The organism is Lewinellaceae bacterium, from assembly GCA_020636135.1.
Taxonomy (GTDB): Bacteria; Bacteroidota; Bacteroidia; order Chitinophagales; family Saprospiraceae; genus JAGQXC01.
This window is the reverse complement of the sequence record JACJYK010000001.1, coordinates 1,712,141-1,738,074: the sequence shown is the minus strand read 5'-3', so window position 1 is coordinate 1,738,074 and position 25,934 is coordinate 1,712,141. Positions and strand designations below refer to the sequence as shown.

General features: G+C 47.2%; 18 protein-coding genes. 8 read left to right on the top strand and 10 right to left on the bottom strand.

What is annotated here, in order from left to right:
* Positions 1-6: 6 nt before the first annotated feature.
* Positions 7-1,014, bottom strand: a complete 1,008-nt coding sequence (locus tag H6570_06625) for a PorP/SprF family type IX secretion system membrane protein (GenBank protein ID MCB9318937.1) — start codon at positions 1,012-1,014, stop codon at positions 7-9.
* Between the two features lie 165 nt (positions 1,015-1,179).
* On the opposite strand from H6570_06625, the gene H6570_06620 reads away from it, so the two are divergent.
* Positions 1,180-2,679 carry an NAD(P)H-hydrate dehydratase gene (locus tag H6570_06620; GenBank protein MCB9318936.1) on the top strand — a complete coding sequence of 500 codons (1,500 nt, stop codon included), beginning with the start codon at positions 1,180-1,182 and terminating at the stop codon, positions 2,677-2,679.
* Positions 2,676-3,377: an NAD-dependent deacylase gene (locus H6570_06615; protein MCB9318935.1), complete on the top strand. Its 702-nt coding sequence runs from the start codon at positions 2,676-2,678 to the stop codon at positions 3,375-3,377. The genes H6570_06620 and H6570_06615 overlap by 4 nt, the downstream gene beginning before the upstream one ends.
* Before the next feature lie 23 nt (positions 3,378-3,400).
* Here the strand turns inward: H6570_06615 and H6570_06610 are convergent, their stop codons facing one another.
* From H6570_06610 to H6570_06600, 3 genes are all read right to left on the bottom strand, one after another.
* Positions 3,401-4,348, bottom strand: coding sequence for a magnesium transporter CorA family protein (locus H6570_06610; protein MCB9318934.1), 948 nt, complete (start codon positions 4,346-4,348; stop codon positions 3,401-3,403).
* 97 nt (positions 4,349-4,445) lie between these two features.
* A complete protein-coding gene (locus tag H6570_06605) occupies positions 4,446-5,099 on the bottom strand; it encodes a hypothetical protein (protein ID MCB9318933.1) in 654 nt (217 codons plus the stop codon).
* Positions 5,100-6,374: an ABC transporter permease gene (locus H6570_06600; protein MCB9318932.1), complete on the bottom strand. Its 1,275-nt coding sequence runs from the start codon at positions 6,372-6,374 to the stop codon at positions 5,100-5,102. It lies immediately after the preceding gene.
* Positions 6,375-6,495: 121 nt separating this feature from the next.
* Here H6570_06600 and H6570_06595 point away from each other — a divergent pair, with 121 nt between their 5' ends.
* Positions 6,496-7,758 (top strand): tyrosine--tRNA ligase, encoded by a 1,263-nt coding sequence (locus H6570_06595; GenBank protein ID MCB9318931.1) that lies wholly within the window; start codon positions 6,496-6,498, stop codon positions 7,756-7,758.
* Positions 7,759-8,349: 591 nt separating this feature from the next.
* Here the strand turns inward: H6570_06595 and smc are convergent.
* Both smc and H6570_06585 read right to left on the bottom strand, forming a co-directional pair.
* Positions 8,350-11,916 carry a chromosome segregation protein SMC gene (smc, locus tag H6570_06590; protein MCB9318930.1) on the bottom strand — a complete coding sequence of 1,189 codons (3,567 nt, stop codon included), beginning with the start codon at positions 11,914-11,916 and terminating at the stop codon, positions 8,350-8,352.
* A 178-nt stretch (positions 11,917-12,094) separates the two neighbouring features.
* Positions 12,095-13,447, bottom strand: a complete 1,353-nt coding sequence (locus H6570_06585; GenBank protein ID MCB9318929.1) for an MATE family efflux transporter — start codon at positions 13,445-13,447, stop codon at positions 12,095-12,097.
* Between the two features lie 59 nt (positions 13,448-13,506).
* Here H6570_06585 and H6570_06580 point away from each other — a divergent pair, with 59 nt between their 5' ends.
* Both H6570_06580 and H6570_06575 read left to right on the top strand, forming a co-directional pair.
* Entirely contained in the window at positions 13,507-15,555 is a 2,049-nt protein-coding gene (locus tag H6570_06580; GenBank protein ID MCB9318928.1) for a S9 family peptidase, read from the top strand.
* Positions 15,534-16,373: an SH3 domain-containing protein gene (locus H6570_06575; GenBank protein ID MCB9318927.1), complete on the top strand. Its 840-nt coding sequence runs from the start codon at positions 15,534-15,536 to the stop codon at positions 16,371-16,373. Before H6570_06580 ends, H6570_06575 begins: the two co-directional genes overlap by 22 nt.
* 82 nt (positions 16,374-16,455) lie before the next feature.
* Here the strand turns inward: H6570_06575 and H6570_06570 are convergent, their stop codons facing one another.
* Together H6570_06570 and gyrA are read right to left on the bottom strand one after the other, a co-directional pair.
* Positions 16,456-17,793: a tetratricopeptide repeat protein gene (locus tag H6570_06570; GenBank protein ID MCB9318926.1), complete on the bottom strand. Its 1,338-nt coding sequence runs from the start codon at positions 17,791-17,793 to the stop codon at positions 16,456-16,458.
* Between the two features lie 114 nt (positions 17,794-17,907).
* On the bottom strand, positions 17,908-20,367 hold the full coding sequence (gyrA, locus tag H6570_06565; protein MCB9318925.1) for a DNA gyrase subunit A: 2,460 nt from the start codon (positions 20,365-20,367) through the stop codon (positions 17,908-17,910).
* Between the two features lie 168 nt (positions 20,368-20,535).
* On the opposite strand from gyrA, the gene ubiE reads away from it, so the two are divergent.
* Positions 20,536-21,270, top strand: coding sequence for a bifunctional demethylmenaquinone methyltransferase/2-methoxy-6-polyprenyl-1,4-benzoquinol methylase UbiE (ubiE, locus tag H6570_06560; GenBank protein ID MCB9318924.1), 735 nt, complete (start codon positions 20,536-20,538; stop codon positions 21,268-21,270).
* Entirely contained in the window at positions 21,267-21,962 is a 696-nt protein-coding gene (locus H6570_06555) for a PorT family protein (protein MCB9318923.1), read from the top strand. The genes ubiE and H6570_06555 overlap by 4 nt, the downstream gene beginning before the upstream one ends.
* A 7-nt stretch (positions 21,963-21,969) precedes the next feature.
* Here the strand turns inward: H6570_06555 and H6570_06550 are convergent, their stop codons facing one another.
* Positions 21,970-22,563: a DUF479 domain-containing protein gene (locus H6570_06550; GenBank protein MCB9318922.1), complete on the bottom strand. Its 594-nt coding sequence runs from the start codon at positions 22,561-22,563 to the stop codon at positions 21,970-21,972.
* A 214-nt stretch (positions 22,564-22,777) separates the two neighbouring features.
* Here H6570_06550 and ychF point away from each other — a divergent pair, with 214 nt between their 5' ends.
* Positions 22,778-23,875 (top strand): redox-regulated ATPase YchF, encoded by a 1,098-nt coding sequence (ychF, locus tag H6570_06545; GenBank protein MCB9318921.1) that lies wholly within the window; start codon positions 22,778-22,780, stop codon positions 23,873-23,875.
* Between the two features lie 197 nt (positions 23,876-24,072).
* On the opposite strand, the gene typA is transcribed toward ychF, so the two are convergent.
* Positions 24,073-25,884, bottom strand: coding sequence for a translational GTPase TypA (typA, locus tag H6570_06540; GenBank protein MCB9318920.1), 1,812 nt, complete (start codon positions 25,882-25,884; stop codon positions 24,073-24,075).
* Positions 25,885-25,934: the final 50 nt, after the last annotated feature.

Here is a 25,934-nt window from a genome sequence, read left to right as displayed (position 1 = left end):
CTGCGGCTAAAATAATGGACACACTTTGTACTTACTGAGCGGCTTGACCTTCGTAATGATGTAGGATAGCGTCAATTCCGGCCCACCATTATTGTTGGTTGCAACTTTAAATGGTGATGTATTGATATCATGACTATATCCAACCGTTAATGCCCTCCAATGCAGCAAGACCATCGGTACGATGGCATCGTTCAGGCGGTAATGTACCCCCAGCTCCAATCCAAATTCCTTACCGCGTTTCTGATTGATGTAGAACAAACCTCCCAATCCCAGCACCGTTTCCTGGTAAGGGCTTTGATTCTGGTAGAGTCCCCGGGCCAATAAGTCGAAATGGTCTCCAACCTGGAACTGTGCCAGTGCATGGATGCCAAAACGGATGGGTAACCGGATATCATCCTGATCGTAAAACGGGTGTTTGGGTTTGTTAATGTGAAATGCACCAATCCCCAGGTCCAGTTTGGTCCGACTGGTCTTTTGCCAGCGGTAGTTACCTCCCAGAGAAACATCAAAAATGGTCACGCCGGTACGGTCGAAGAATTCATTGATCGGTAAACTGGGATCAAATTGCCCACCGGTATATTGGGCATCAAAAGTGAGATTGGTCAGGGAGAACCGCCGGTCTGCTATTCCGAGCATGGCCCCCAGGGTAATGAAATTATTAGAAGCCACTTCCATGGAGTAGGACCCTCCAAGGCCGATTTGAGCAAACCGCAACTGGGAGTCTCCTGCCTGATCGTAATTCAATAATATTCCCCCGCTGAAGAAGTTATTGGTATTGGGTCGCAGGAACTTCATATCTGCAGCAGCGGAAACTGTCGTATAATCCACCGGAACAGACGGCCATTGATTGCGATAGTGACCTGTGAAGCGAACATCTCCATTGAAGATACCGGTCAGCGCGGGGTTGATGTTCATCTGTGAATTGAAAAACTGGGAGTAATGCAAGTCCTGCCCATTTACGCCATGAACCGTCAGGAAGAGGAGTGCACCTATCAAGTATATGTTCAGTCTCAAGGCATGTCGGTTTTAGTTACAGCAATTTATACATGCACGTTTATGCAAATATCGCATAAATTTTACATATTTATTACCTTGGAATTGATAACCAAAAATCATTCTAATTTTTGTTAATAGGTTATATGGAATAACCAAGGGCAAGAATGCGTCACGAATCGCAAGATGAAGATATTAAATCCTACACAAATACAAAAGGTAGATTTATTTACCATTGAAAACGAGCCCATTGCATCGATTGATCTGATGGAAAGGGCCGCAAAATCCTGCACAAAACGCATCCTGGAACTCTATCCTGATCGTGACACCCCCATTTGCATCGGCGTTGGCCCCGGCAACAATGGTGGTGATGGCCTGGCCATAGCGCGGCTTCTTTATCAGGAAGGTTACCTGATACAGGTATTTGTGCTTGCTCTGGGAGGCCAGCAAAGTCAGGACTTCAGCACCAACTACGAACGTTTGGAGTCATTGCGGATGCTGGACTTAATTGCAGTGCAGGAGGTAGAAAATATTCCGCATTTAGGTGCAGGAACTGTGTTTATCGATGCTTTCTTCGGTTCAGGATTGAACCGACCTCTAAATGGGCTTGCAGCCCATGTGGTAGAGCACATCAATCAGATGCCTGTACAACGGATCAGCATTGATATCCCTTCCGGGTTATTTGCTGACCGGCATACCACCGGACCCACCATTCAAGCGGATAGAACCTTATCGCTGCAGCTACCCAAACTGGCGTTCTTTATGGCCGAAAACAGCTCAAGTGTAGGCCTCTGGGAGATCATCCCCATCGGACTTTCGAATGAAGCTATTGAAAACGCACCAACCCAGAATTTCACCATCGAAGAATCGACGATCCGTTCACGCTTTCGCAAACGGCATACATATGACCACAAAGGGACATTTGGTCACATTTTACTGATCAGTGGCAGTTATGGCAAGATGGGTGCTGCCTTGCTGGCCGGCGAAGCAGTCCTGCGTACCGGCGCCGGCTTATTAACCATTCATATTCCTGAATGTGGGTATCAGATTGTACAAACCCACCTCCCGGAAGCGATGGTCCACGTTGATCCGCACCGGTCTGTAACCACCGCCCCACCCTGCCATGGCGATTATGAGTGTATAGCTATGGGCCCCGGTATCGGCACCAATGACTTAACGGCACAGGGGCTTCTTCAATTTTTAAAGAATGTCAAAAGCCCACTGGTTCTGGACGCAGATGCATTGAACCTCATAGCAGCCCATAACTGGCAAAACCAGATCCCTGCTGCAACGGTGTTAACCCCCCACCCTAAAGAATTTGAGCGCCTTTTTGGAAAGGCCGATGATGGATTTGCCAGACTGGAATTATTGCGGGAACAAGCAAAGAAATTGCATTGCTACATCCTCCTGAAAGGAGCACATACGGCCATTGCCCTGCCGGATGGCACCATCTATTTTAATTGTACCGGAAATCCGGGCATGGCAACGGCCGGTAGCGGTGATGTATTAACGGGGATTCTCGCTTCGCTGATCGGACAGGGTTATCCCCCTGCCGATGCCTGCCTGATGGGCGTATACCTGCACGGTCTGGCCGGTGATCTTGCAGCATCAAAATGGAGTCAGGAGGCCATGATCGCCCGGGACATCATCTACCAATTAGGTGCTGCTTTCAATTCATTCGAATGAGCAGGCAACGGATCGTAGTACTCACCGGAGCAGGCATCAGTGCCGAGAGCGGTCTGGCAACATTCCGGGATGCTGGCGGCTTGTGGGAGGGCTATTCCATCTACGAGGTAGCAACACCTGAAGCGTGGGCCAGACAGCCACAGGTTGTGCTCGACTTTTACAACTGGCGGCGAGAACAACTGCTTAAGGTTAGGCCTAACCGGGCGCATGAATTGGTCACGAAACTGGAAAATCACTTTGATGTAATGGTCATCACCCAAAACGTCGATGACCTTCATGAACGAGCAGGCTCGACTCATGTCCTGCACCTGCATGGATCATTACGACACGTACGATGCACCGCAAACCATGCGGAAATCATCTCGTGGGATGGACCACTGACCCTGAACGACACCTGTTCTGCCGGTCATGCCCTCAGACCACATATTGTCTGGTTCGGTGAGCCGGTACCGGCTATGTCAGAAGCTATTGTCAAAATGCCGGAAGCCGACATACTCATAATTATCGGAACTTCACTTCAGGTGTATCCTGCAGCCAGTCTGATAGGGTTCGTACGCCCTGATTGCCAGGTCTTTTACATTGATCCCAATCCCGCTGAAAGCTATGAATTCCGGCAGGTACATCCGACGGTCATTCCCGCGAATGCCGTACCTGGAATGCTGAATCTGTATGTTGAGTTAGGCCTGGATGCTTCCTGAAATCATCCAGATGGAGTACAGACCTAAAAAAGCCTTTTCCGGCGAAAGATCCCGACCAGCAGGACGCTGATAACCACTGAAAAGATGACAATCCAATAGAAAGATCGCTCGCTCCGCTGGAAAGGTACTGGCACATTCATGCCATAAAAACTGGCGACCAGGGTGGGCACCATCAACACCACCGTGACGATGGTCAGCCGCTGGATAAACACATTCAGGTTATTGGAAACAATAGAGGCATAGGCTTCCATAGTGCCGTTAAGGATGTTGGTGTAGACGTTGGCCATCTCCAGAGCCTGGCCATTGTCGATGATGATATCCTCAAAGAGGTCTGATTTGTCCTCATCATCGCTGATCTTCAGAAAATCCGATCGTTTCATTTTCATTTTCAGCAGCTCATTGGCGGAAAGGGTATTTACAAAGAACACCAAACTTTTTTCGATCCGCAGCAATTGTTTGAGCTCCTCATTACGGCTGGAATTGTACAGCTCCTTTTCGATCAGGTTCCTCTTGAGGTTGAGTTTCTTCAGGCAGCTGAGAAAATAAAGCACATTTTGTTCAAAGATCTGCAAGACAAACAAGCTGAAGTCACTGGGATCGAAGTTCCGGACCTTTCCTTCAAAAAAACGGTTGAGCACAGGATTATCGCGTCCGCTGATGGTTACGATGTAGTCTTTCAGCAGCAGGATACCGATCGGAATCGTGACATAAATGGCTTCATTCTCCTGGTCTACTTCATTAAGTATCGGCGTGTTGACGAGAATAAACCCAAGATCCTCGTCCCGCTCATAACGGGAGCGTTCATCGATGTCCAGGGAGTCGATGAGGTAATCGATGGCAAAATTGAATTGATTAGCGAGAGATTCGAGTTCTTCCTGCTCAATAGGTGGATCGATGTTGATCCAACATCCGGGCTGTAAAGCCTCCAACGCAGTCAAGCGACCTTGTTCTAATGCATAATAACGGATCATAACTATCGGAAGAAGAAATCATTAAGCGTTCAGCTTTGAATCAATGGTGCAAACTTAAGACTTATGTAGGAGAGCACAAAAATAAAGTCTCCTGAAATCAGAAAAACTGATCCAGGATTGCTTTTGCACGGGAATCTTCGGGAAAATCCCGAAGGTGGAGCTCGAGGTCGGCACCGAGCGATGCCATCTGTTCAAAATTAAAATCCCGCCAAATGCAGACCTGGTCCCACCGGTTAAGCACCCCACTGACCAGGCCATATTCGTAGGCAGGAATCATCCTTTGTGCCCGTAGTGCATGGTGAATATAGATGGACCCTACCCGGTGGAACTGCCAGATGTGCATCAGTTCATGCAGAAAAATTTCATCACTCAGTTCACCCCAAAAGTTGATCGTCTGAAAACTCACATAGGCGTGAACCCTTGCATTGGGCCGGATCCTCGGATTCAGATGCAACCGGATATTATCTGTCTTCAAATCAGCAGGATATGGGACCCGGTATTTGCTGCCATCCATTTGAGGGAAAGTCTTCACCGGCGAAGCCAACCATTCCAAAGCCAGGTATATCTCAGGAAGACAGAGTACATCACCCACCAATATTACCACATCTACCATCCAGTACCCCAGCCTTCTAAATGGGCTTTTATTGGTCCGGTACAGATAAAAATGACGGTATTCTCCGGCTGGAAAAACAAATAATCGTTTCCATCGCATGCCATAACGGACGATCCAGGTGGTATTCAGGGATTTCACTTAATTAAAACGAATGCTTTTCACCGGCGACAGCTTTGAAATGTAATAGGTAGGAATCAACAGCGACACCAGGGTGACCAGAAAGAACAACAAATTTACAAATAACAACAGCCGTAAATCCAGATGGACGGGTGCATAGGAAATGTAGTAATCGGCTTCATTCAAGCGGATCAGTTTGAATTTTTGCTGAATAAAGCAGATACTCAGTCCCAGTAAATTGCCAAAAGCCATGCCCCACAGGATCAACTTCGCTGCGTGGTGTATAAAGATATTTCGGGTCTGCCAGTCCCGGCTTCCCATCGCTTTCAGGATACCGATCATGGATGTTCGTTCCAGGATCATAATTAAAATAATGGAGATCATATTTATCACAGCTACGGTGAGCAAGAGAATCATAATGACATATTCATTGGTATCCTGCAGCTCGAGCCAGTCAAATATGTTGGAAAATTTATCTCTTAAAGACTCTGAGTACAACTCCGTAGGCAGTACATCGATATAGATGTAGTTGTCAAAAAAATCGATATCATCAATATGGTCCAGAAACACCTCAAAACCACTGACCTGATCGGGCTGCCAACCCAGTAATTCCTGCGCAACTTTCAGATGAATGAAAGCCATTTGCTGATCGTACTCCTCCAGACCGGTATTGTAAATGCCCCCTACGGTGAATGCCCGCCGGATGCCCTGATTGTTTTTTACAAAATGCATGATGATGCGGTCACCGATCCCGATCTGCATCCGGTCAGCCGTGGTGCGGGAAATCAGGATCTTTCTATTCTCCAGCGAGTCCCCCATGAAACTCAGATCTCCCTCTACAAGGAACGACTGCATCTTCTGCCAGTTGTAGGTACTGTCCACTCCTTTCAGGATCAGGCCCTCAAAGGCCGTTTTGGTCTCCATGATACCCGCGATCAGAACATAAGGGTAAATCCCCTGAACTCCACCCTGCGTGTAACCGGCAATGCGATCCTGGTCATCACGGATAGCCAGCTTGCGGATGGTGTCGAGGGAAGGATAGAAATCCTGGTTCAGTGAGATGGGCTTAGCCTCAAACATCGAATTCATAGAGGGGCTGGTGATGTGGATGTGCCCCCAGAATCCGAAAACTTTATCGCTGATCTCCGCTTTAAATCCCTTGATGATCGCAGAAGCAACAATGATAACCGCCAGGCTTAATGCCAAAGTGGTTATCCCCAGTCGCACAATGATGTTCTGGAATGAATTGGCACTGTGTAAAGACAATCGTTGCGCGATGTACCGCGAAAAATTCATATCCCAAAGAACGGCATTTTTTTCACATTAGACGGACGGTATATTCGGGTAAAGACAACTTCACATTGCTGGTTTCAGGGGAAGAATGATATTTTTGCACCTTAATAAAAAATAGCCAGTGATGAACTTTCTGGAAGAATTGCAGTGGAGGGGTATGCTCCAGGACATGACCCCGGGATTGGAAGAGGTCCTGAACAATAAAACAACAGCCTATATCGGGTTTGACCCTACCGCCCCATCCCTCACCATTGGCAATTACGTACAAGTGATGATCCTGAAGCTTTTCCAGCAGTCTGGTCATCAACCCATCGTATTGATGGGAGGAGCAACCGGTCGGATCGGAGACCCCAGCGGGAAAGACAAGGAGCGTGAATTAAAAAGTACGGAAGAACTGGATCGCAATCTTGAGTTCCAGCAAGATCAATTCAGGCAAATGCTGGATTTCGAAACCAGTACCAACCCGGCGGTTTTTGTCAATAACCTGGACTTTTACCGCTCGATGAATGTGCTAGACTTTCTTCGGAATGTAGGTAAACACCTGACGATCAACTATATGCTGGCTAAGGATTCGGTGAAAAATCGTCTGGACACTGGGATGTCATTTACCGAATTCAGTTATCAGTTGCTTCAGGCTTATGATTTCCTGTGCCTCTATGAGCAGAATGCCTGTGTCCTTCAGATGGGGGGATCGGACCAGTGGGGTAACATCACCAGCGGGACCGAATTTATCCGTCGCATGGCTGATGGAAAAGCATATGCCCTCACCACACCGCTACTGACCAAAGCTGACGGTAAAAAGTTTGGCAAATCCGAGGCGGGCAACATCTGGCTGGATCCCAATCTAACCTCTCCCTATAAGTTTTTCCAGTTTTGGATCAACGCCGACGACCGGGACCTGCCCAAGTTCTTTCGATATTTTTCGCTGAAATCAAAGGTGGAGGTTGAAGCCCTGGAAAGCCAGTTTGCCAATAATCCGAATGAGTTGAAACGGCAGCTTGCTGAAGAGTTGACCATTCGTATCCATGGCCAGGAAAATTATGATGCGGCTGTGACGGTATCTGAAATATTATTCAACAACCGTTTGGACCTGGCTTACCTGGAATCCATGTCTCCTGCCAAATGGGATAAGATTATCGCTGAAATTCCATCCAAAATTCTGGATTCCCCCCAAACCTCGATGAGTGTCATCGATTTTCTCACGGATGTGACCGGATTGATGCCTTCTAAAAGTGATGTTCGCCGGGCCATCCAGGGTAATGCATTGGCGATCAACAAGTTGAAAGTGACCTCCATCGATGCAGAAATTCAATCAGACCAGTGGCTGCATGGCCATTATATGCTGATAGAAAACGGGAAAAAGACCAAATTTGCCCTCAAGGGTTAAATTTTTCAATTTTTTTTGGCTGACAGACAATAAAGGGCTTCTTTTCTCATTTAATATGTAACATCCTTCCTTTTATAATTCCCGTGAAGCATTCCTATTCGAGGTATTTACATACCCGATTTCCAATTTGACCAATTTCAAATCCTGTGTCAAATGTGATGCAGCATATATCTATAGCTGGCAAAGTACATCGACTACTTTCCTATTATGGTCTTGACAATACCGAGAATCGATGGAAAATATACTCTTTGGGCGTTAAATTTTCTAAGCCGTGTAGTACGTAGTCCCCCCACTACGTACGGCTTTGCCTGATGTACATACAAGGGTATTTTCCCGAGACCGATGGATAATTCGTTGCCTTTCTTGTTACACTGGTTTTTTGTTGTACTTCATTCGTTCCCTTTCCGGTGTACTTTGCAGCTTTTTTTTGAGAAAAATAACCGGAGGAAATAATAAGTGCACAAGCATTACGTTTTCTTCTCATATAGTCACGCATTAACTTGCATCTTGGTACATATATTGGTTCGTCAACGGCATGTTCTTAACCGACATGCCGTTTTTTTTGCTCAAACCCACCAAATTATTCCTTAGTTAATTTTGCACCTCCAGTAAAGAAAGGTGATCGTACGCACGAAAGTCAACCGGGCTTACATTGGACACGCCCTGCTCTTCCATATAAACGCCGTAAATGACATCCATGGCAGCCATGGTCAGTTTATTGTGGGTGACAATGATAAACTGGGATTGTGCAGAAAAATTCTTGATGATACGATTGAATTTTTCAATGTTGGAATCATCCAATGGAGCATCCACTTCATCAAAAATACAGAAGGGAGCAGGTTTGAGCAGGTACATTGCAAATAACAGTGCAATAGCAGTCAGGGTTTTTTCGCCACCGGACAGCTGGTTGAGGGTCAACGGACGTTTACCCTTGGGCTTGGCAATGATCTCGATTCCGGACTCCAGCGGATTTTCAGGCTCAGTCAATATCAGATCACACGTGTCATCTTCCGAGAACAGGCTTCGGAATACTTCGATGAAGTTGTCCCGGACCTGGTTAAATGCTTCAAGGAATTGGTTGGTGGCTGTAGTCTCAATTTCCTGGATGGTATCCATCAGTGAGTCCCTGGCTTCCAAAATGTCTGCGCGTTGTCCGAAGATGTGATCGTAACGCTCTTTCATTTCATTGAAAGCCTCAACCGCCATGGGATTGATCTCTCCAAAGCCTTCAAGCCTGCGCTTCATCTGTTGCACCTTCTCGTCCAGCGTCTCGATGGATGGCAACTCAGCTTCATCCACCTCCACATGTTTCAACTCTTCTTCCGTAACGTTGAACTCAATGCGCAGCCGGTCAAATAGACCATTGAGTTGGTACTTCAAGTCGGTCCTTTTTTCCTTCAACTCATTCAACAACTGGTTGGCCTGCGCGAAGTTCCGGCTCCGGATTTTGATTTGTTCTTCCAGGTCATGGATTTCTCCGCGAACCTTAAAATATCCTTCTTCTACTCCGGTCAGGTCGGATTCCTGCAGTTTCTTCTCACCATAAGCTTCGACCAGATTGCTTTCAGCTTCCTCAATTTGGTTTCTCAACCTGGCGATATCGGACTGATCAGTGGCAATTTGAAGTTCCTTTGACTCGATCTCAATTTTTAATTCTTTCAGCTGGGTGGCATTAAAATCCATCTGACTTTGCAGTGCCTTGACGGTATTTTCCTGCTGGATGAATTCGATGCGTTTCTCATTGTATGCCTGGAGCTTCTGATTGTACACTTCAACCAGTTTCTCATAGGCCTCGCCCCGTTCGGCTAAAGCTTTATTGGCTTCCTGTATGGTTTGGCGTAACTGATTAAGTTGCTCCTGATCATCACCCTGATGGTCCCTGATCGCCTGAATCTTTGTCCTGGCCTGCTGTACATTGTGTTCCAGCTGGGCGATCTGTTCCTTTTCATTGTTCAGACGAGCCTCAACCTGAACCTTGCGATGCTGATATTGCTGCATTTCCTTTTCAAGATCCTGGATATCCTGAGTGGCTTCGGTGGTATCTGTGTGCTTGATCTCGGCTTCAAACCGGGCGAGTTGGTATTCGAGATCAGACTTTTCGGTTTGCAGCTTGGAAATGGTTTTCTGCAGCTTTTCCAGGTTCTTCTTGCGGCCAATTTTTTTGCCTTCAAACAAGCCAATCGATCCCCCCGTCAATACATGCTGACGACGTGAAACTATTTTGCCATCCGTACTCAGGAAGGTAAAACCGGCAAATGCTGGGTCGTGAAGGTAATCTTCATAGCCCGGATCCAGGAAATAGACCTGGTCAAACAGGTAATACAATAGCCCCTGATACTGTGGCTCCACTTCGATTTGTTTCCATACCGGAGTCATACCTGGGTGGACCACCTGGTCGGGCTCCGGGTTCTGGAAAGCGTCTAATATGAAGAAGTTAGCCTTTCCTTTCTGACTGTCTGCAAGCAGGTGGATGGCTTGGAGTGCATCGGTTTTATGAGGTACAATAAAATAATTGAGGTATTGGTCCAGATACTGTTCGATGATGACCCGGTGTTTCTCCTCGCAATAGATCACGTCCGAGAGGAGCGGTGATTTGTGGGACCATTGTTTTGCCTTGTGGAGAAACTGTATGGATTCGGGAAAACCTTCCAGATTATCTACCAGGCTCTTTAACAATTCGTATTCATTTCCTTTTGCATCCAGAGACCGGAGGACCTTTTGGAGATCATCACGAACCTTTTCTTTATTATCCTTCAGCTTACTTACCTGGTTCTTGAGTTTGGTTTCCAGTTCGCGCGCGGCTTTTAACGCTTCCGCACGGTTAGTCATCACAACAGCTAGTTCCTCATCGTCCTTTTGATATTGCTCCAGTTGCTGGACTTTGTACATCTGCTGGGTCTGGTATTGTTCTACCTGATTAAGTAACAGTCCCAACTGGTTTTCATCTACGGCAATCTTTTTCTCCAATTCAAAAACCTGCCGTTCTTTAACCTGGAATGCCTGCTTAAGCTGTTCCACATCCTCCTTTGCGGCCCCATAAGCATTAAATACGTCATTTTTATTTTGCTCGGCTGCGTCAAGCGTAGACTTTAAACTTCCCGAGTCTTCATCGGCCCTGAAAATTCGTGATTGGAGTGAAGTAGCACTCTCCTCCAACTGAGAAGCCCGTTCGCGGTGGGTTGCCACTTGCTGAGTAAGACGGTCGACATTTTGAGTTTTGAATGTCAACTGCTGTTCATCCAGTTTTTTCTGGTTCTCCAGTGTTCGGATCTGATGGACGGTCTGGTTTAATGACCGTTGCAGGGTGGATACTGATACTTCCTGATCAAGATGATCTTTCTTGATCTGCTCAAGTTGAGCGGTGAGGGTCGCTTCAGCAACCTGTTCCTGCCGCAATTTATCCTCCTGTGTGGTAATCTGGCCTGCGAGTGCCTCATACGAAGCACGTAATGCTTTACTGCGAATGTGGGTCAGCTGGATAGAGATGATCTTATATTCCTGCTTGAGGTCAAAATAGCGTTGCGTGCGCTTCGCCTGACGCTCGAGGGTCTTCAGATTTTGTTCTATTTCATAAAGCAGATCTTCAACCCGGTCCAGATCCGCTTCGGTGCTCTTAAGCTTCAGCATGGTCTCATGCTTCCGCTTTTTGTATTTGGATATACCGGCAGATTGTTCAAACATGCGACGGCGGGACTGATCCTTATCCTGCAGGATGTCGTCAACCATACCAAGGGCTATAATAGCATAGGTATTGGAGCCGATGCCGGTATCCTGAAGTATGTTCTGTATGTCCTTAAGTCGGCAGGTGACTCCGTTTATCTGATATTGACTTTCACCGGTCCGGTACAACGTTCTGGAAATGGTAATACTCTGGTATTCTGAGGCAATCAGGCTGCGATCATTTTCAAAGGTTATGCCCACAGTTGCCAATCCGCTGGATTTACGTTTTTTGGTTCCATTGAACAGCACATCGGACATCTTATCCAGACGCAGCTCCGAGCTCTTTTGCTCTCCCAGGACCCATCGGATGGCATCCACAATATTGGACTTCCCGGATCCATTTGGCCCAACCACACCCACTACCTGCTCATTGAAGTGCAGGACAGTATCCATAGCGAAGCTCTTAAACCCCTTAATGTCGATTCGTGTAAGTCGCATAGGGGGCAAAAATATGCTTTTTATTCATATTAATTATCGTGATACGTGGCCAGGTAAACCAAATAGCAGGCTCACTACCAGTGCATTAGGTTCACAAAGGATACGTGAATGATTTCTATCAAATGTAATATACTGGGTCAGCGAGATATAGATGCTTACCTGATGACTTCAGGTCATGTTACTGGTAAGGCGCATAATTTGTCCAGCGATACTTCTCCAGAAGATAGGCGCTAACCCCAAGTAAAAAGCCCCAGTACAACAATTCAGCCGACCAGACCAGGTAAATAGGCCATTGCAGAAAATGAATGGCAACATAAATAAAAATAAGGTACAGAATGGTCGCAACCACTTGCATTCGCAGGCCAAGACCGGTGGCGCCCGTACCCAGTAATCCATTGAAATAGATACCACCTATACTGAAAAGAGAAAGTATTGCAAGCAACATATAGAAAGTAGGCTGCGCCTGCACCAATAAGGACATATCTGACTTTCCCAGTATCGGATAGAGAGTCACCTTTGGAAAGAAAACGACAGGAATGGCCAGGATCCAGGTCAAAATCAAGGTGATCCAGATGATCTTCCACACCAATGGTTTAACAGCCATGCGCTTTCGGGATCCGACAAAATGGCTGACGATGGTATTCGTTCCCGAAGCCAGCCCCCAGCAGGGAATCGATAATACCAGATAGATCATTCGGGCAAGATTTGAAATCGCCAGGGCATGCTGACCCATATTCTCAACCATCCCAAAAAATGCGACCCAGCTCCCCATGGCAAAAAAAGTTTGCCACAGCAGATGATTTGAGGTGGACAGGATCTGCCAGATCATCCGGGGATCGAAGCGAAGGATCGAAGTAATCCTGAAATCCTTGATCTTGTGGTCAAAGATCATATACACGATAAAACTTACAAATGCTGCGGCCTCTGCAAAGGTGCTGGCCCATCCTGCACCGGCAATACCCAACTCAGGTGCGCCTCCAACTCCAAAGACAAACAGATAGTCCAGGACTGTATTCACGGAAAACAGGATTACTGTACTGACCAGGATAAAGGTAGTACGGGCTATTCCTGTATAAAGTGCAATCAATGCGACCCCGAAATAAGAAAAAAAGATACCGTAAGACCTTGGCTGCAGGTAGTCATTGCATAAAGATGCCAACTGCGGGTCGTCAATAAATAAACCAATGATCCAGGGTCCAAACAATTTAACAATCGCAAACAACAACAGCGCCACCAATCCTTCAACGACAAATACTGTCTGAAAAAGCCGGCCAACTTCCAGGACACTTCCCTCTCCCATCTTGCGGGCGATCCATATCTGACCACCGCGGGAAATTGAAAAGCCCATGGCGGCTATAACCAGGTAAAAAACTCCAATAAAGCCCATTGCCGCGAAAGAAGCTTCATCGTAATGGTATAGAAATGTGCTATCTACCAGTGCAAGTACGTTCTGTGCTGCACTGCCCAGCATGATGGGAAATGATATCTTTAAAATTTGTGAAGTCGAGGTTTGTAATCTGTGGTGATTCATTTAGTTTTATCCGTCAGACAGCCACAATTTAAATCGTCAAAATAGCTTATTGGTTGCACATGAAAGCACCTGCACCCAAAAAAATCAACAAATTACTGGAGATTCATCATGATGCCCGGGTTGATCCGTATTATTGGATGAATGACCTGAAGGACCCGGATGTTATGGCCTATTTAGAAGCGGAAAACGCTTATTGCAAGTACCGTCTGAAACATACGGATGTCCTGCAGGAAACCATCTTTCAGGAAATCACCGGACGGATAAAGCAGGAGGATCAGTCAGTTCCCTACTTAAAAAACCATTATTGGTACCAGACCCGTTATCGCACCGGAGCCCAGCAACCCCAGTACTGGCGCTGGCCTGATCAAAATCAGGATCACGAAGAACTGCTTTGGGATTCCGAAGAAGCCCAGGCCGGTCACGCTTATTACCATGCCGGTTCGGGTAATGTCAGTCCGGACAATCAAAAAAATGTTTTTGGCGAAGATACCAAGGGTCGCCGCATCTATACCTTGCGTATCAAGGATCTGTCTGTGGGTAAAATGCTGTCAGATACCATCCCAAACACTTCCGGATATGCCGTTTGGTCGGCTGATAGTCAGTCCATCTACTACGCGGTTAAAGACGACAAACTGCGTCCGTGTACTATAAAAAAGCATATCCTGGGCCAACCCATCGAACAGGATGTGGTGGTGTACCATGAGGCCGATGAGACCTTTGTCACTTTTGTACAGAAGTCCAAAAGTGAAGATTATCTTTTTATTGGCAGTTCAAGTACCGTTTCGGATGAATACCGCTATCTCAAAATGCAAAACCCGGAGGAAGGATGGCATCTGTTCCTTCCCAGGCAACGCCACCTGGAATACAGCCTGGACCATCACCGGGATCACTTCTTTATCCGCACCAACTGGGAAGCTGTAAATTTCAGATTGATGCGTTGTCCAGTGGAGCGGACATCCAGGACTCACTGGGAGGAGGTCCTGCCCCACGATCCTGCCGGCTACCTCGATGATGTTGAGGTTTTCCGGGATCACCTGGTGACCCTGTCGAGAGCAGGGGCATCCAAGGAAGTGTGTATTTTCGACTTGAATACCATGGATTATTTCACAGTACCATTTCCGGAAGAAGCCAGGAATGTGGAATTCGATCGCAACCCGGAATTCAATGCTGCAAAAGTCAGGGTCCAGTACACCTCATTGGTAACTCCTCCATCCGTCATCGATGTACGATTGGATAATGGTGAGCAGGAGATACTTAAAGTGCAGGAAGTGGTCGGAGGTTATGAAGCTTCCAACTACCAGTCGGAACGCATCTGGGCCCAGGGCAAGGACGGTGTAAGCATTCCTGTGTCCCTGGTTTACCGGAAAGATCTGTGGACACCCGGCAGATCGCCTGGCCTGCTCTATGGCTATGGGTCGTATGGCATTAGCATTGACCCTTATTTTAGTATACCCCGGCTAAGCTTGCTGGATCGTGGATTCGTATATGCCATTGCTCATATACGTGGGGGACAGGAGCTGGGTCGCAACTGGTACGAACAAGGAAAACTAAAGGCCAAGCGAAATACCTTTGAAGACTTCATTGCCTGTGGGCAAGCTCTCATAGACCGGCATTATGTCTGTGCAGAAGGACTGGGTGCGATGGGTGGAAGCGCAGGTGGATTGCTCGTAGGGGCTGCAATGAATATGGCGCCCGGATTGTTTTCCGCTGTAGTTGCCGCCGTGCCATTTGTGGATGTAGTAACCACCATGCTGGATGACAGCATACCGCTTACCACAGGAGAATACGACGAATGGGGAAACCCACAGGAACCAGAATATTACAAACTGATGAAAAGCTATTCACCCTACGATAATATCGAAACAAAACCCTATCCCGCCCTACTGGTAACGGCAGGGCTGCACGATTCACAGGTGCAATACTGGGAACCGGCCAAATGGGTTGCAAAATTGCGGGACCATACCACTGAAGATCATCTCATCGTTTTACATACAAATTTGGATGCGGGTCATTCCGGTGCATCTGGCCGATTCGAGAAACACCGTGAAACCGCTTTGGAATATGCTTTTATAATTGATCAAGTCTTATGCCGACCAAAGTCTTCTTAAACCTCATTGTTATTGCAACCCTGATTGCTGGGTGCAAGCAGAATAACCAGGACACCACGGATGTTTCGACACCGGTAACCGATACCGTTCCGGCAAAACCTGAAAAAATAGAATTTAAAGTCCTGGTGGATAAGCTCCGGCTAAGGGACAAACCATCACAGAAAGGACAGGTTATTGATATTCTGGCAGAAGGTACTTTACTGGAGTATTTGCATGACAGCACAGATTATGAAGAGACCATAACTCTGCGCAATACGCCATACACCAAGCCTTGGTACAAAGTGGACTATCCGCGATTAGACACCGTAGGCTGGGTTTTTGGTGGAGCTGTGAGTAAAGTAAGTACCAATACCACATCAGGAATGGTGGCATTAAAACCTGGCAGGCTGGTTCACAAACTGGAAAATGCCGATATCGTTAACCTGAGCCAAATCCTTGAAATCGAATTGCCGCGTAGCAATTATCTCTTTAATGGCTTTTATGAATACCGGCAAAACGAACAAGGTGGAAGGATATTGGACGGATCATTTCGCATTGCCACCGAATATGTCAATGACGATAACAATGAAGATGTCAAGATGAGCCTGGAAGGACGTTATGAAGCTGGCAAAAAGGATGGCGCCTTTGTTTATAAATTTGAATTTCCCACCGCCATTTATACCACAACGCTTTATTACGAAAAAGATTCAGACAAATGCCTGTGGGGTAGTGTGATCGGGACCGGGACTGACTCACCGGTCAGCTACCGGGAAGAAAACCCGGAATCCTGCACACTTAATTATTTGAATCGAAAAGCAGGGATATTTGAGTGGAAGTAGCGATTAGAGAGAATCAAATAAAATAAAAAAGGGGACCAGATGCTGATCCCCTTTTTTATTTTCCGTTCGGTTCAGAACCGAATTAGTTTTTCTTGAAGTAGCTGCTGGAAATGGTCCCGCCTGCATCGATCTTATCAAGACGATCTTTGAATTCGTTGGACAGATCCAACTGATTCTTACGGGCGTAGATCTCTTTCAGGGCGATTAAAGCGTTACGCTCCATCGGGTCAAGCGCTTCTGCTTTTTGGAAGTAGGGCAAGGCCTGATCGAAAATGACATCGATCTTGGCTTTCAACGCATCGTATTTCTTGATCCCTTCTTTCGAATAATCACTGGCCAACTCATTGAGTTCCTGTGACATCAAAGCAGCTTTGTTGTAATACAGGGTTCCAATGCTGTAGACGGCATCCGAATATTCCGGGTCTATTTCCAGGGCTTTCTCATAATTTTTCAAAGCAGCATCGAAATGTCTGTTGGCTTCTGCCTCATTGCCTTGCTGGTCATAAGCCTGATAGAGCTTATCATGTACCTGGCCCAGGGTGGAGTACAGGGATTTGTTGGTTGGCTCTTTGTCAATAGCCATTTCCAATTTGCCAACCAGTTCATCGGTGCGCTCTTCCTGCAGATACAAATTGATCTGGGCAAAAAGCAAACCGGTGTCTTCCGGATATTTAGCAAGTCCATCCTCCAGGTATTTTTTTGCCTTTTCTTTATCGCCTTTAGCCTGATACAGGTTAAACAGTGATTCATAGATACCTGGTTCGTTGTATCCGCGACTTAGCAGTTTGGTAAGGTATTCCTCGGCAACGTCCAGAGCTCCGGCCTGGAGCGCACAAATACCGGTGAAGAGATATTGGTCATTCACCTTAGCATCGTCAGCTAAAAAGCTTTCTTTGCCATTCTCCGTGAGCAAGTCATGGATCTTCAGCATCGTGGCGAAACCTTTGTAGGCATTTTCAAAATCCTTCTTATTATAAGCATCCACGGCTGCATTGTTGATATATCCTGCCGTTTCGCTCAGTCCTTTTAATGCTGCTTCCGACTCAAATTTCTTCTCACTCAATGGTAAAGCAGCTGTATAGGCCTCATAGGCTAATTGAGCTGCATTGTAGTCCACGGTCTTCCACTCCGGATCAAGCATAGGCATGGAAACATCTCGGCTGGCCACTGCCAGGTAAAGGTCACCTTCAGCGAGGAAAGGAGCTGCTGTTGCTTTCAACTCATCATTCTGAAGAGCTAGTTTGATTGCGTCAACGCCTTCTTCCAGTTTTGCGGAATTGGCCCGGTTGTCCAGATTGTATAGGCTGACGGCTTTTTGTGCAGTCTTTAGATTTTTCTTGGCTTCTTTAATGTCAGCCTGGGCATGCATGGCTACTGCTCCTGCCGCCAGAAAAATCAAAGCAAAAAACGCTTTTTTCATAGTCTCTAAGTTAATATTTACAAATGTATGAAATCTTGTATCGCTATTAGGACGAACCAAAGATCTATAATCACTTTAGAAAACGTTAAGATAACCTTACAGTTTCGTTAATTATTATTCTTCTTCGTCGCTTTCTTCCTTAGACAATACAGCAACGTCCGCAATCTGATCATCTTCTGTCAATTTTATCACCCGGACACCCTGCGTTGCACGTCCCATCGTTCTTAAGTCCAACACTTCCATGCGGATCACAATTCCTGATTTCCCGGTAATCATTAATTCATCCTCGTCCGTAACCAGTTTTATGGCAACCAGCGGACCCGTTTTTTCAGAGATGGACATGGTTTTAACTCCTTTTCCTCCCCGGTTGGTGATGCGGTAGTCTTCAAGCAGTGACCGCTTACCCATCCCTTTTTCAGAAATGACCAAAATGGTTGCACTGGGATCCAGCGGATCCACGCAGATCATTCCGATGACCTCATCCTTGTCGTCATGCAGGGTCATACCTTTGACGCCGGCTGCAGAGCGTCCCATCGGTCTCACTGTCTTTTCCGGGAACCTGATCGCCCGTCCACCCTGATTGGCCAGGATGATCTCATTGGAACCATTGGTCAACCGTGCCTCCAAAAGGGTGTCTCCCTCGTTAATGGTTATCGCAATGATCCCATTCGCACGGGGACGAGAGAACGCTTCGACCGGTGTCTTCTTGAGCATGCCCTTCTTCGTAGCAAATACGATGTAGTGTTCATTCACAAAATCCTGGTCATTGAGGTCCTGGATTTTGATATATGCCTTTACTGCATCTTCTGATGCCAGGTTAAGCAAATTCTGAATGGCTCTGCCCGTGGAAACTTTGGAAGCTTCAGGGATCTCAAACACCCGCAACCAGAAGCATTTCCCTGATTCCGTAAATAACAACAGGTAGTTGTGGTTTGAGGCGACAAACATATGCTCGATGAAATCCTCATTCCGGGTCTTGCTGCCTTTGGCACCACGTCCGCCACGACCCTGCAGCCGGTATTCGCTTACTTTGGTCCGCTTGATGTAACCCAGGTGGGAGATGGTGATCACGACGTCGTCGTCAGGGATCAGGTCCTCGATGTTGATCTCGCCTTCTGCCGGATTGATCACCGTGCGGCGGTCATCGCCATAGCGATCCTTGATCTCCTGGAGTTCATCCTTTACGATCTGCTTCCGGATTCCCTCATCGGCAAGGATTGCTTTGAGGCGTTCGATAAGAGCCTTGACCTCTTCATATTCTGCTCTCAATTTGTCGCGTTCCAGGCCGGTCAGTGCCCGCAACTGCATAGCCAGGATGGCATTGGCCTGGATCTCGGACAATGCGAAAGTATTCATCAACCCGGTACGGGCATCATCTACACTGGCGCTGCTGCGGATCAGTGCGATAACCTCATCGAGGTGATCGATGGCGATGAGGAGTCCTTCCAGGATGTGAGCCCGCTTTTCGGCTTGTTCCAGTTCATACCGGGTCCTGCGAACGATAACCTCTAATCTGAATTTGATAAATTCATCGATCAACTCTTTCAGGCTGAGAGTCCGTGGACGGCCATTGACCAGGGCGATGTTGTTCACCCCATAGGAGGTCTGGAGAGGTGAGTAGGCATACAACTTCGAAAGGACAACATTGGGAATCGCATCGCGTTTGAGGTCTACTACGATCCGCAAGCCATTACGATCCGACTCATCACGGATATCGCTGATGCCCGAAATTTTCTCATCCTGTACCAGTTCGGCGATTTTAACCACCAGGGTGGCTTTGTTCACCATAAAAGGTATCTCGGATACGATGATGGATTCCTTACCTGGTTCGCCGATAATTTCCGCTTTGCCACGCACAACGACCCGTCCTCTTCCCGTCTCGAAATACTCCCTGACACCGGACAAACCATAGACAATCCCTCCGGTAGGAAGATCCGGGCCATGCACAAATTGCATGAGTTCTTCGATGGTAATGTCGGGATTGTCAATGGAAGCATGGATCCCCTCGATCACCTCCCGCAGATTGTGTGGCAACATATTCGTAGCCATCCCGACGGCAATACCAGAAGCTCCGTTGATCAGCAGGTTTGGAATACGGGTTGGCATCACCGTGGGCTCCTGCAGCGTATCGTCGAAATTAAGCGTGAAGTCAACTGTGTCCTTGTCGATATCCGCCAGGATCTCCGAGCTGATACGCTCCAGCCGTGCTTCGGTATATCGCATGGCTGCCGGGCTGTCACCGTCCATTGATCCGAAGTTCCCCTGTCCATCGACCAGCGGATAACGCATCGACCAGGGTTGTGCCAGACGGACCATGGCATCGTAAACCGAACCATCACCATGCGGGTGATACTTACCCAGTACTTCACCGACAATACGTGCAGACTTCTTGTGGGATTTATTGTATTGAACGCCCAATTCATCCATACCGTACAATACCCGGCGGTGAACGGGCTTTAATCCATCCCGGACATCCGGTAAGGCACGGGCTACAATGACCGACATCGAATAGTCGATGTAGGCGGTCTTCATTTCATCTTCTATATTAATGGGATATATCCTCGATTTAGACATAGTGCGCCTTTAAAATTTGAATGTGCAAAGATACGAAATTATCCCATTTTTATATTTAGGATTTTCTAATATAATGACCCGGTCTGTCAATTAATGTATCTTTGCGCTGCCTGGAATGAAACGCTTGATTTCAGGACTAAATTCCATCAATTTCAGAAGTACAACTGCATGCCGGAAACTGTCAAACCATACGATCAGCAAGGCTCAACGAAAAAGGAAGAGGTAAAGCAAATGTTTGACAACATTGCACCTACTTATGATTTTCTAAACCGCTTCCTATCGGTCGGAACCGATGTGCTTTGGCGGAAGAAACTACTGGCTTATTTGCGCAAATCAGAGCCTACTTCACTCCTGGATATTGCCACCGGTACCGGAGACGTCGCATTCGAAGCGGCAAGGTTTTTGTCTCCTGAGTCCATTACCGGGTTGGATCTCAGCCCTGGTATGCTGGAGATCGCCCGCCGGAAAGCGGCAGCCAAAGGGATTGCCGTGACCTTCATCGAGGGTGACAGTGAGCATTTACCTTTTCCCGATAACCGCTACGGTGCAGCAACCGTTGCATTTGGTGTACGAAATTTTGAAAACCTGTCCGCGGGGATCAAAGAGATCTTCCGGGTATTGGAGCCCGGTGGTGGATTGTTTATCCTTGAATTCAGCCGGCCGAGAATATTTCCCATAAAACAGGTCTTTCATATATATTTTAAGTACCTCCTGCCGTTAATAGGAAAGCTAAAGTCCAGGGATGCGCGTGCGTACCGCTATTTGTACGAATCTGTCCAGGTATTTCCTGAATATCGGGAAATGCAGGGCATTCTGGAAGCCGCCGGTTTTAGAAATTGTGTTTACCGGCCATTAAGTTTTGGAATATGTACCATTTATTTAGGATACAAACCCGGTCATTGATTCTTGTGATGTTGTGCCTTGGCACCGCACTTCATTCATTAAGGGCACAGGGACTATCCAACTACGGCAACAATTACCGGGATTTTGCCAACAAAGCATACTACTTCGGACTTTCTTTCGGTATCAATAATTCCAATTATCAAATCGACAGAGGAAGAAGATTCATTGGCAATGAAGTGATAAAAACCGTAGAGTCGATCGGAGGACCCGGATTTACCGTCGGTGTTATCACCAATATGAAAGTCGGAGACTATTTTGATTTGCGGGTAATTCCTTCATTTGCATTCATCGAACGCAACATACGATACAGCGGAAGTGCTCTGCTCACCAATGATACCACCAGCATTGAATCCAGCTTTTTTGAGATTCCATTCCAGATCCGCTACAAATCCAAACCATACAAGGATGTCAAACTGTACCTCGTCGGAGGCCTGAAATATGGATACGATATCTCCAGTAAATCACGCACCAAGCGACTGACCGATGAGATAAGGCTTTCTCCGCACGATTTTTCAGTCGAAGCAGGAGCCGGATTTCAGATCTTCCTCCCTTACGTCATCTTCTCACCTGAAGTAAAATTCACCCAGGGCATCGGTAATGTGATGATCTATCGTAACGAGTTACCCAAATCCAATGTACTGGAGAAGATCTTCTCCCGCATGTTCACCATTTCATTTCATTTCGAGGGATAACCCTGCCTTATTCTACTGCAAAAGACTCGCGCCATACCGGAATTTGTGCCAGCAGATCAGGAAAAAACTGGTTGAACCGGGCTTCGAATAAATCGTACTGATCCATAAAGTCCCGGACGGCAAGCTGCAAATTGTTCTCAAACCTGGTCCTGCTCTGTAAACGCTCAAATACGAATTCAAGGCCCTCTTTTGTCGTGTACTGAACAAGCCAGTTGGCGTGGATCATCCGCTCTACCCGGTACCAGATCCGTTCAGACATCGCAGTGCGGTGGGTACTCAGAATACCATACACTTCAAGCACGAATAGCTCAAGTGGCTCTTTGTAATAAGTGAACCAATGGCGCGCGATCAGGTAATCAAAGAGAATGTCTACCACAACCGGCGCATATTTTCCCTGCGTACCCCGGATCAGCCGGATGCATTCACGCACTGCCTCATGCCGGTCCGTATAGGCATCAATTTGACGATGCATCATCATTCCATCCATATACCCGCCAGCGAGAGCCTGCTGTTCCTGCCAGGTCAGCATGTCGGTAAGAAAATTGCCCACCATCTCTTCAGGGTACTCGCGGGATAATAACAGATGTGCCAGATAATTCATCCTGTCTTCATTCAATCATATGAATTCGAAGCCGAAGGTAAATTAACAAAATAAGCATGGATTCAGTTGATGTCGCCGATGATGATGCCTGCTCATCCTTCTGTTTGTTCCAGCTTTAGTGCGAAACCGTAGTACGAAACTTCACAGTCTCCGCAAGTAACTTTTATCGTTGCCATTTCCGTATATTTGCACGCATTTTCAAAAAAGCACCAGTATGCCATTACGTTGTGGAATTGTGGGTCTCCCGAATGTTGGTAAATCCACCCTGTTCAATGCTCTAACCTCAGCCAAGGCGTTAGCCGCTAATTATCCTTTCGCAACCAAGGATCCGAACATCGGCGTGATCACCGTACCAGACAAGCGATTGGATGAGCTGGCCAAGCTGGTTAATCCGCAAAAGATTATTCCGACTACCGTTGAGATCGTGGACATCGCCGGGCTAATCAAAGGAGCGAGCCAGGGTGAAGGCCTGGGCAACCAGTTTCTGGCCAATATCCGAGAAGTGGATGCCATCATCCATGTGGTGCGTTGCTTTGAAGATGACAATATTGTCCACGTTGATGGCAACATCGATCCGGTACGGGACAAGGAGACCATTGATATGGAATTGATCCTGAAAGATCTGGAAACGGTGGAAAAACGCCTCGATAAACTGCGGAAACAAGCAAAAAGTGGAGCTAAGGAAGACCAGCGTGCCGTTGAACACGGCGTCCTGATTATGGACCACCTGTCTGCCGGAAATCCAGCCCGCACCGCCCAACTGGATGATGAAGGCCAGGCGCTTCTCAAAGACATGATGCTGTTAACTGCCAAACCAATTCTCTACGTCTGCAATGTTGATGAATTGAGTGTGGTTTCCGGAAATGAGATCACGAAGAAGCTGGAAGCCGCCATTATCGGAGAGCCGGCTGAAGTGCTCTACGTTTGTGCCGGTATCGAAGCAGACATCGCTGAATTGGATACCCTGGAAGAACGTCGTGAGTTTGCCCAGGAATTGGGTTTGGATGAACCGGGATCCAGCCGTCTCATTCGATCAAGTTACCACCTGCTCGATTTGATCACCTACTTCACGGCGGGTGAAAAAGAAGTACGAGCCTGGACCATCCGTCGGGGCACCAAAGCACCCCAGGCAGCCGGCGTTATTCATTCCGATTTTGAACGCGGCTTCATCCGTGCCGAAGTCATCAAATACGACGATTACCTGAAATTCGGGTCTGAACATGCTGTGAAGGAAGCGGGCAAGATGTCGGTGGAAGGCAAAGAATATGTCGTCCATGATGGTGATATCATGCACTTCCGGTTTAACGTATAACGAAAAGGTACAGTTCAGGAGCGGTTTGCAGGCCAGTGCATGGTGCTTTAGCTCACCAGGAGGAATATTACGTCGACTTAATCTGATTGGACCAGAACCTCGAATGGCCAAACCCACTTTAACAATACAGCTCCTTCCAAGTTGGCCTTAGAGTTAGCTTTTTTCACTTATCATCTGGTATTCCGGCTCAGTACTGGTTACCCTACACTGACTGCTCTGGAATAACGTTTCCGGTCGTTCTCGTTGAGATAAATCTTCCGCAAACGAATCGACTTGGGTGTCACCTCCACATATTCGTCAGACTGTATGTACTCCAGCGCTTCTTCAAGGGTGAATTTAATGGCTGGCGCAATACTTACCTTGTCATCCGCATTGGCAGCCCGGATGTTGGTCAGTTTTTTGGTCTTGGTTACGTTGATGACCAAGTCCATTGGCCGGTTGTTTTCACCAATTACCTGACCTTCATATACCGGATCCATGGGGCTTACGAAAAACTTACCCCGGTCCTGCAGGTTGTTGATACTGTAAGCAATGGCTTTGCCAGCTTCCATACTGATGAGGGATCCCATGACGCGGCCAGGTATGGCTCCTTTCATGGGTTCGTATTTGATAAAGCGGTGAGCCAAAATAGCCTCTCCCGCCGTTGCATTCATTAAATAATTCCTCAGTCCGATCATTCCCCGGCTGGGGATCTTGAACGTAATAAAGGTCCGGGAACCACGCGGTTCCATGGAGAGCATTTCTCCTTTTCGCTGGGTCACTGACTCGATGGCTTTACCCGCATGTTCTTCCGGTAGGTCAATGGTCAGCTCTTCTACCGGTTCACAATCGATGCCTTCAATCTTACGGATAATCACCTGAGGTTGTCCCACCTGCAGTTCAAACCCTTCACGGCGCATGGACTCGATTAAAACCGAAAGGTGCATGACACCCCGGCCGTATACGATGAAAGAATCAGCAGTCTCACCCGGTTCAACCCGCATGGCAAGATTTTTCTCCAGTTCCTTCTCCAGGCGATCCTTGATGTGGCGGGAGGTGACAAACTTGCCTTCTTGTCCAAAAAATGGCGAGTCATTGATCGTAAACCGCATACTCATGGTGGGTTCTTCGATACGGATGGTAGGCAATGCTTCCGGCACTTCCGAATCGGCAATGGTATCGCCGATATCAAAACCTTCAATACCAACAATGGCGCAGATCTCGCCGGCTGGGACAGCATTGATCTTTACTTTCCCCAGTCCTTCAAACGTGTATAATTCCTTAATCCGGTTTTTTACAATGCTTGCATCGCGTTTGACCAGTGCCACGTTTTGACCAACCTTCAGCTCACCACGGTGTACACGACCGATTGCAATACGACCGATGTAGGGTGAATAATCCAGCGAAGTTACCAGCATCTGCGATGGACCCAGTGCTGTGATGGGGGCAGGAATGTGCTGTATGATCGCATCCAGGAGCGGAGTGATGTCAGCGGTCTGCTTCTGCCAGTCTTCTCCCATCCAACCCTGTTTGGCTGATCCGTAATACGTAGGAAAATCGAGCTGATCATCCGTTGCGTTTAGTTCAAACATCAGATCAAAAACCGCTTCATGAACTTCGTCGGGACGGCAGTTTTCTTTATCCACTTTATTGATAACGACAATGGGCTTCAGACCCAGCTCGATGGCTTTTTGCAATACAAAACGGGTTTGCGGCATCGGGCCTTCAAAAGCGTCAACCAGCAATAATACCCCGTCAGCCATATTTAACACCCGCTCCACTTCTCCTCCAAAATCGGAGTGACCCGGTGTGTCAATGATGTTGATCTTGACCCCTTTATAGGTCACGGAAGCATTTTTGGCCAGGATGGTGATGCCCCGTTCGCGTTCCTGATCGTTGTTGTCGAGAATGAGTTCTCCCGGACGTTCATGATCCTTGAAGAGGTTACCAGCGTGTAACAGCTTGTCTACCAATGTTGTTTTCCCATGGTCAACGTGGGCAATAATGGCAATATTTCGGATATTTTGCATAGGCTTCGAAAAATGAAGCCGCAAAAGTACGGAAATTACTCGAAGGTTAG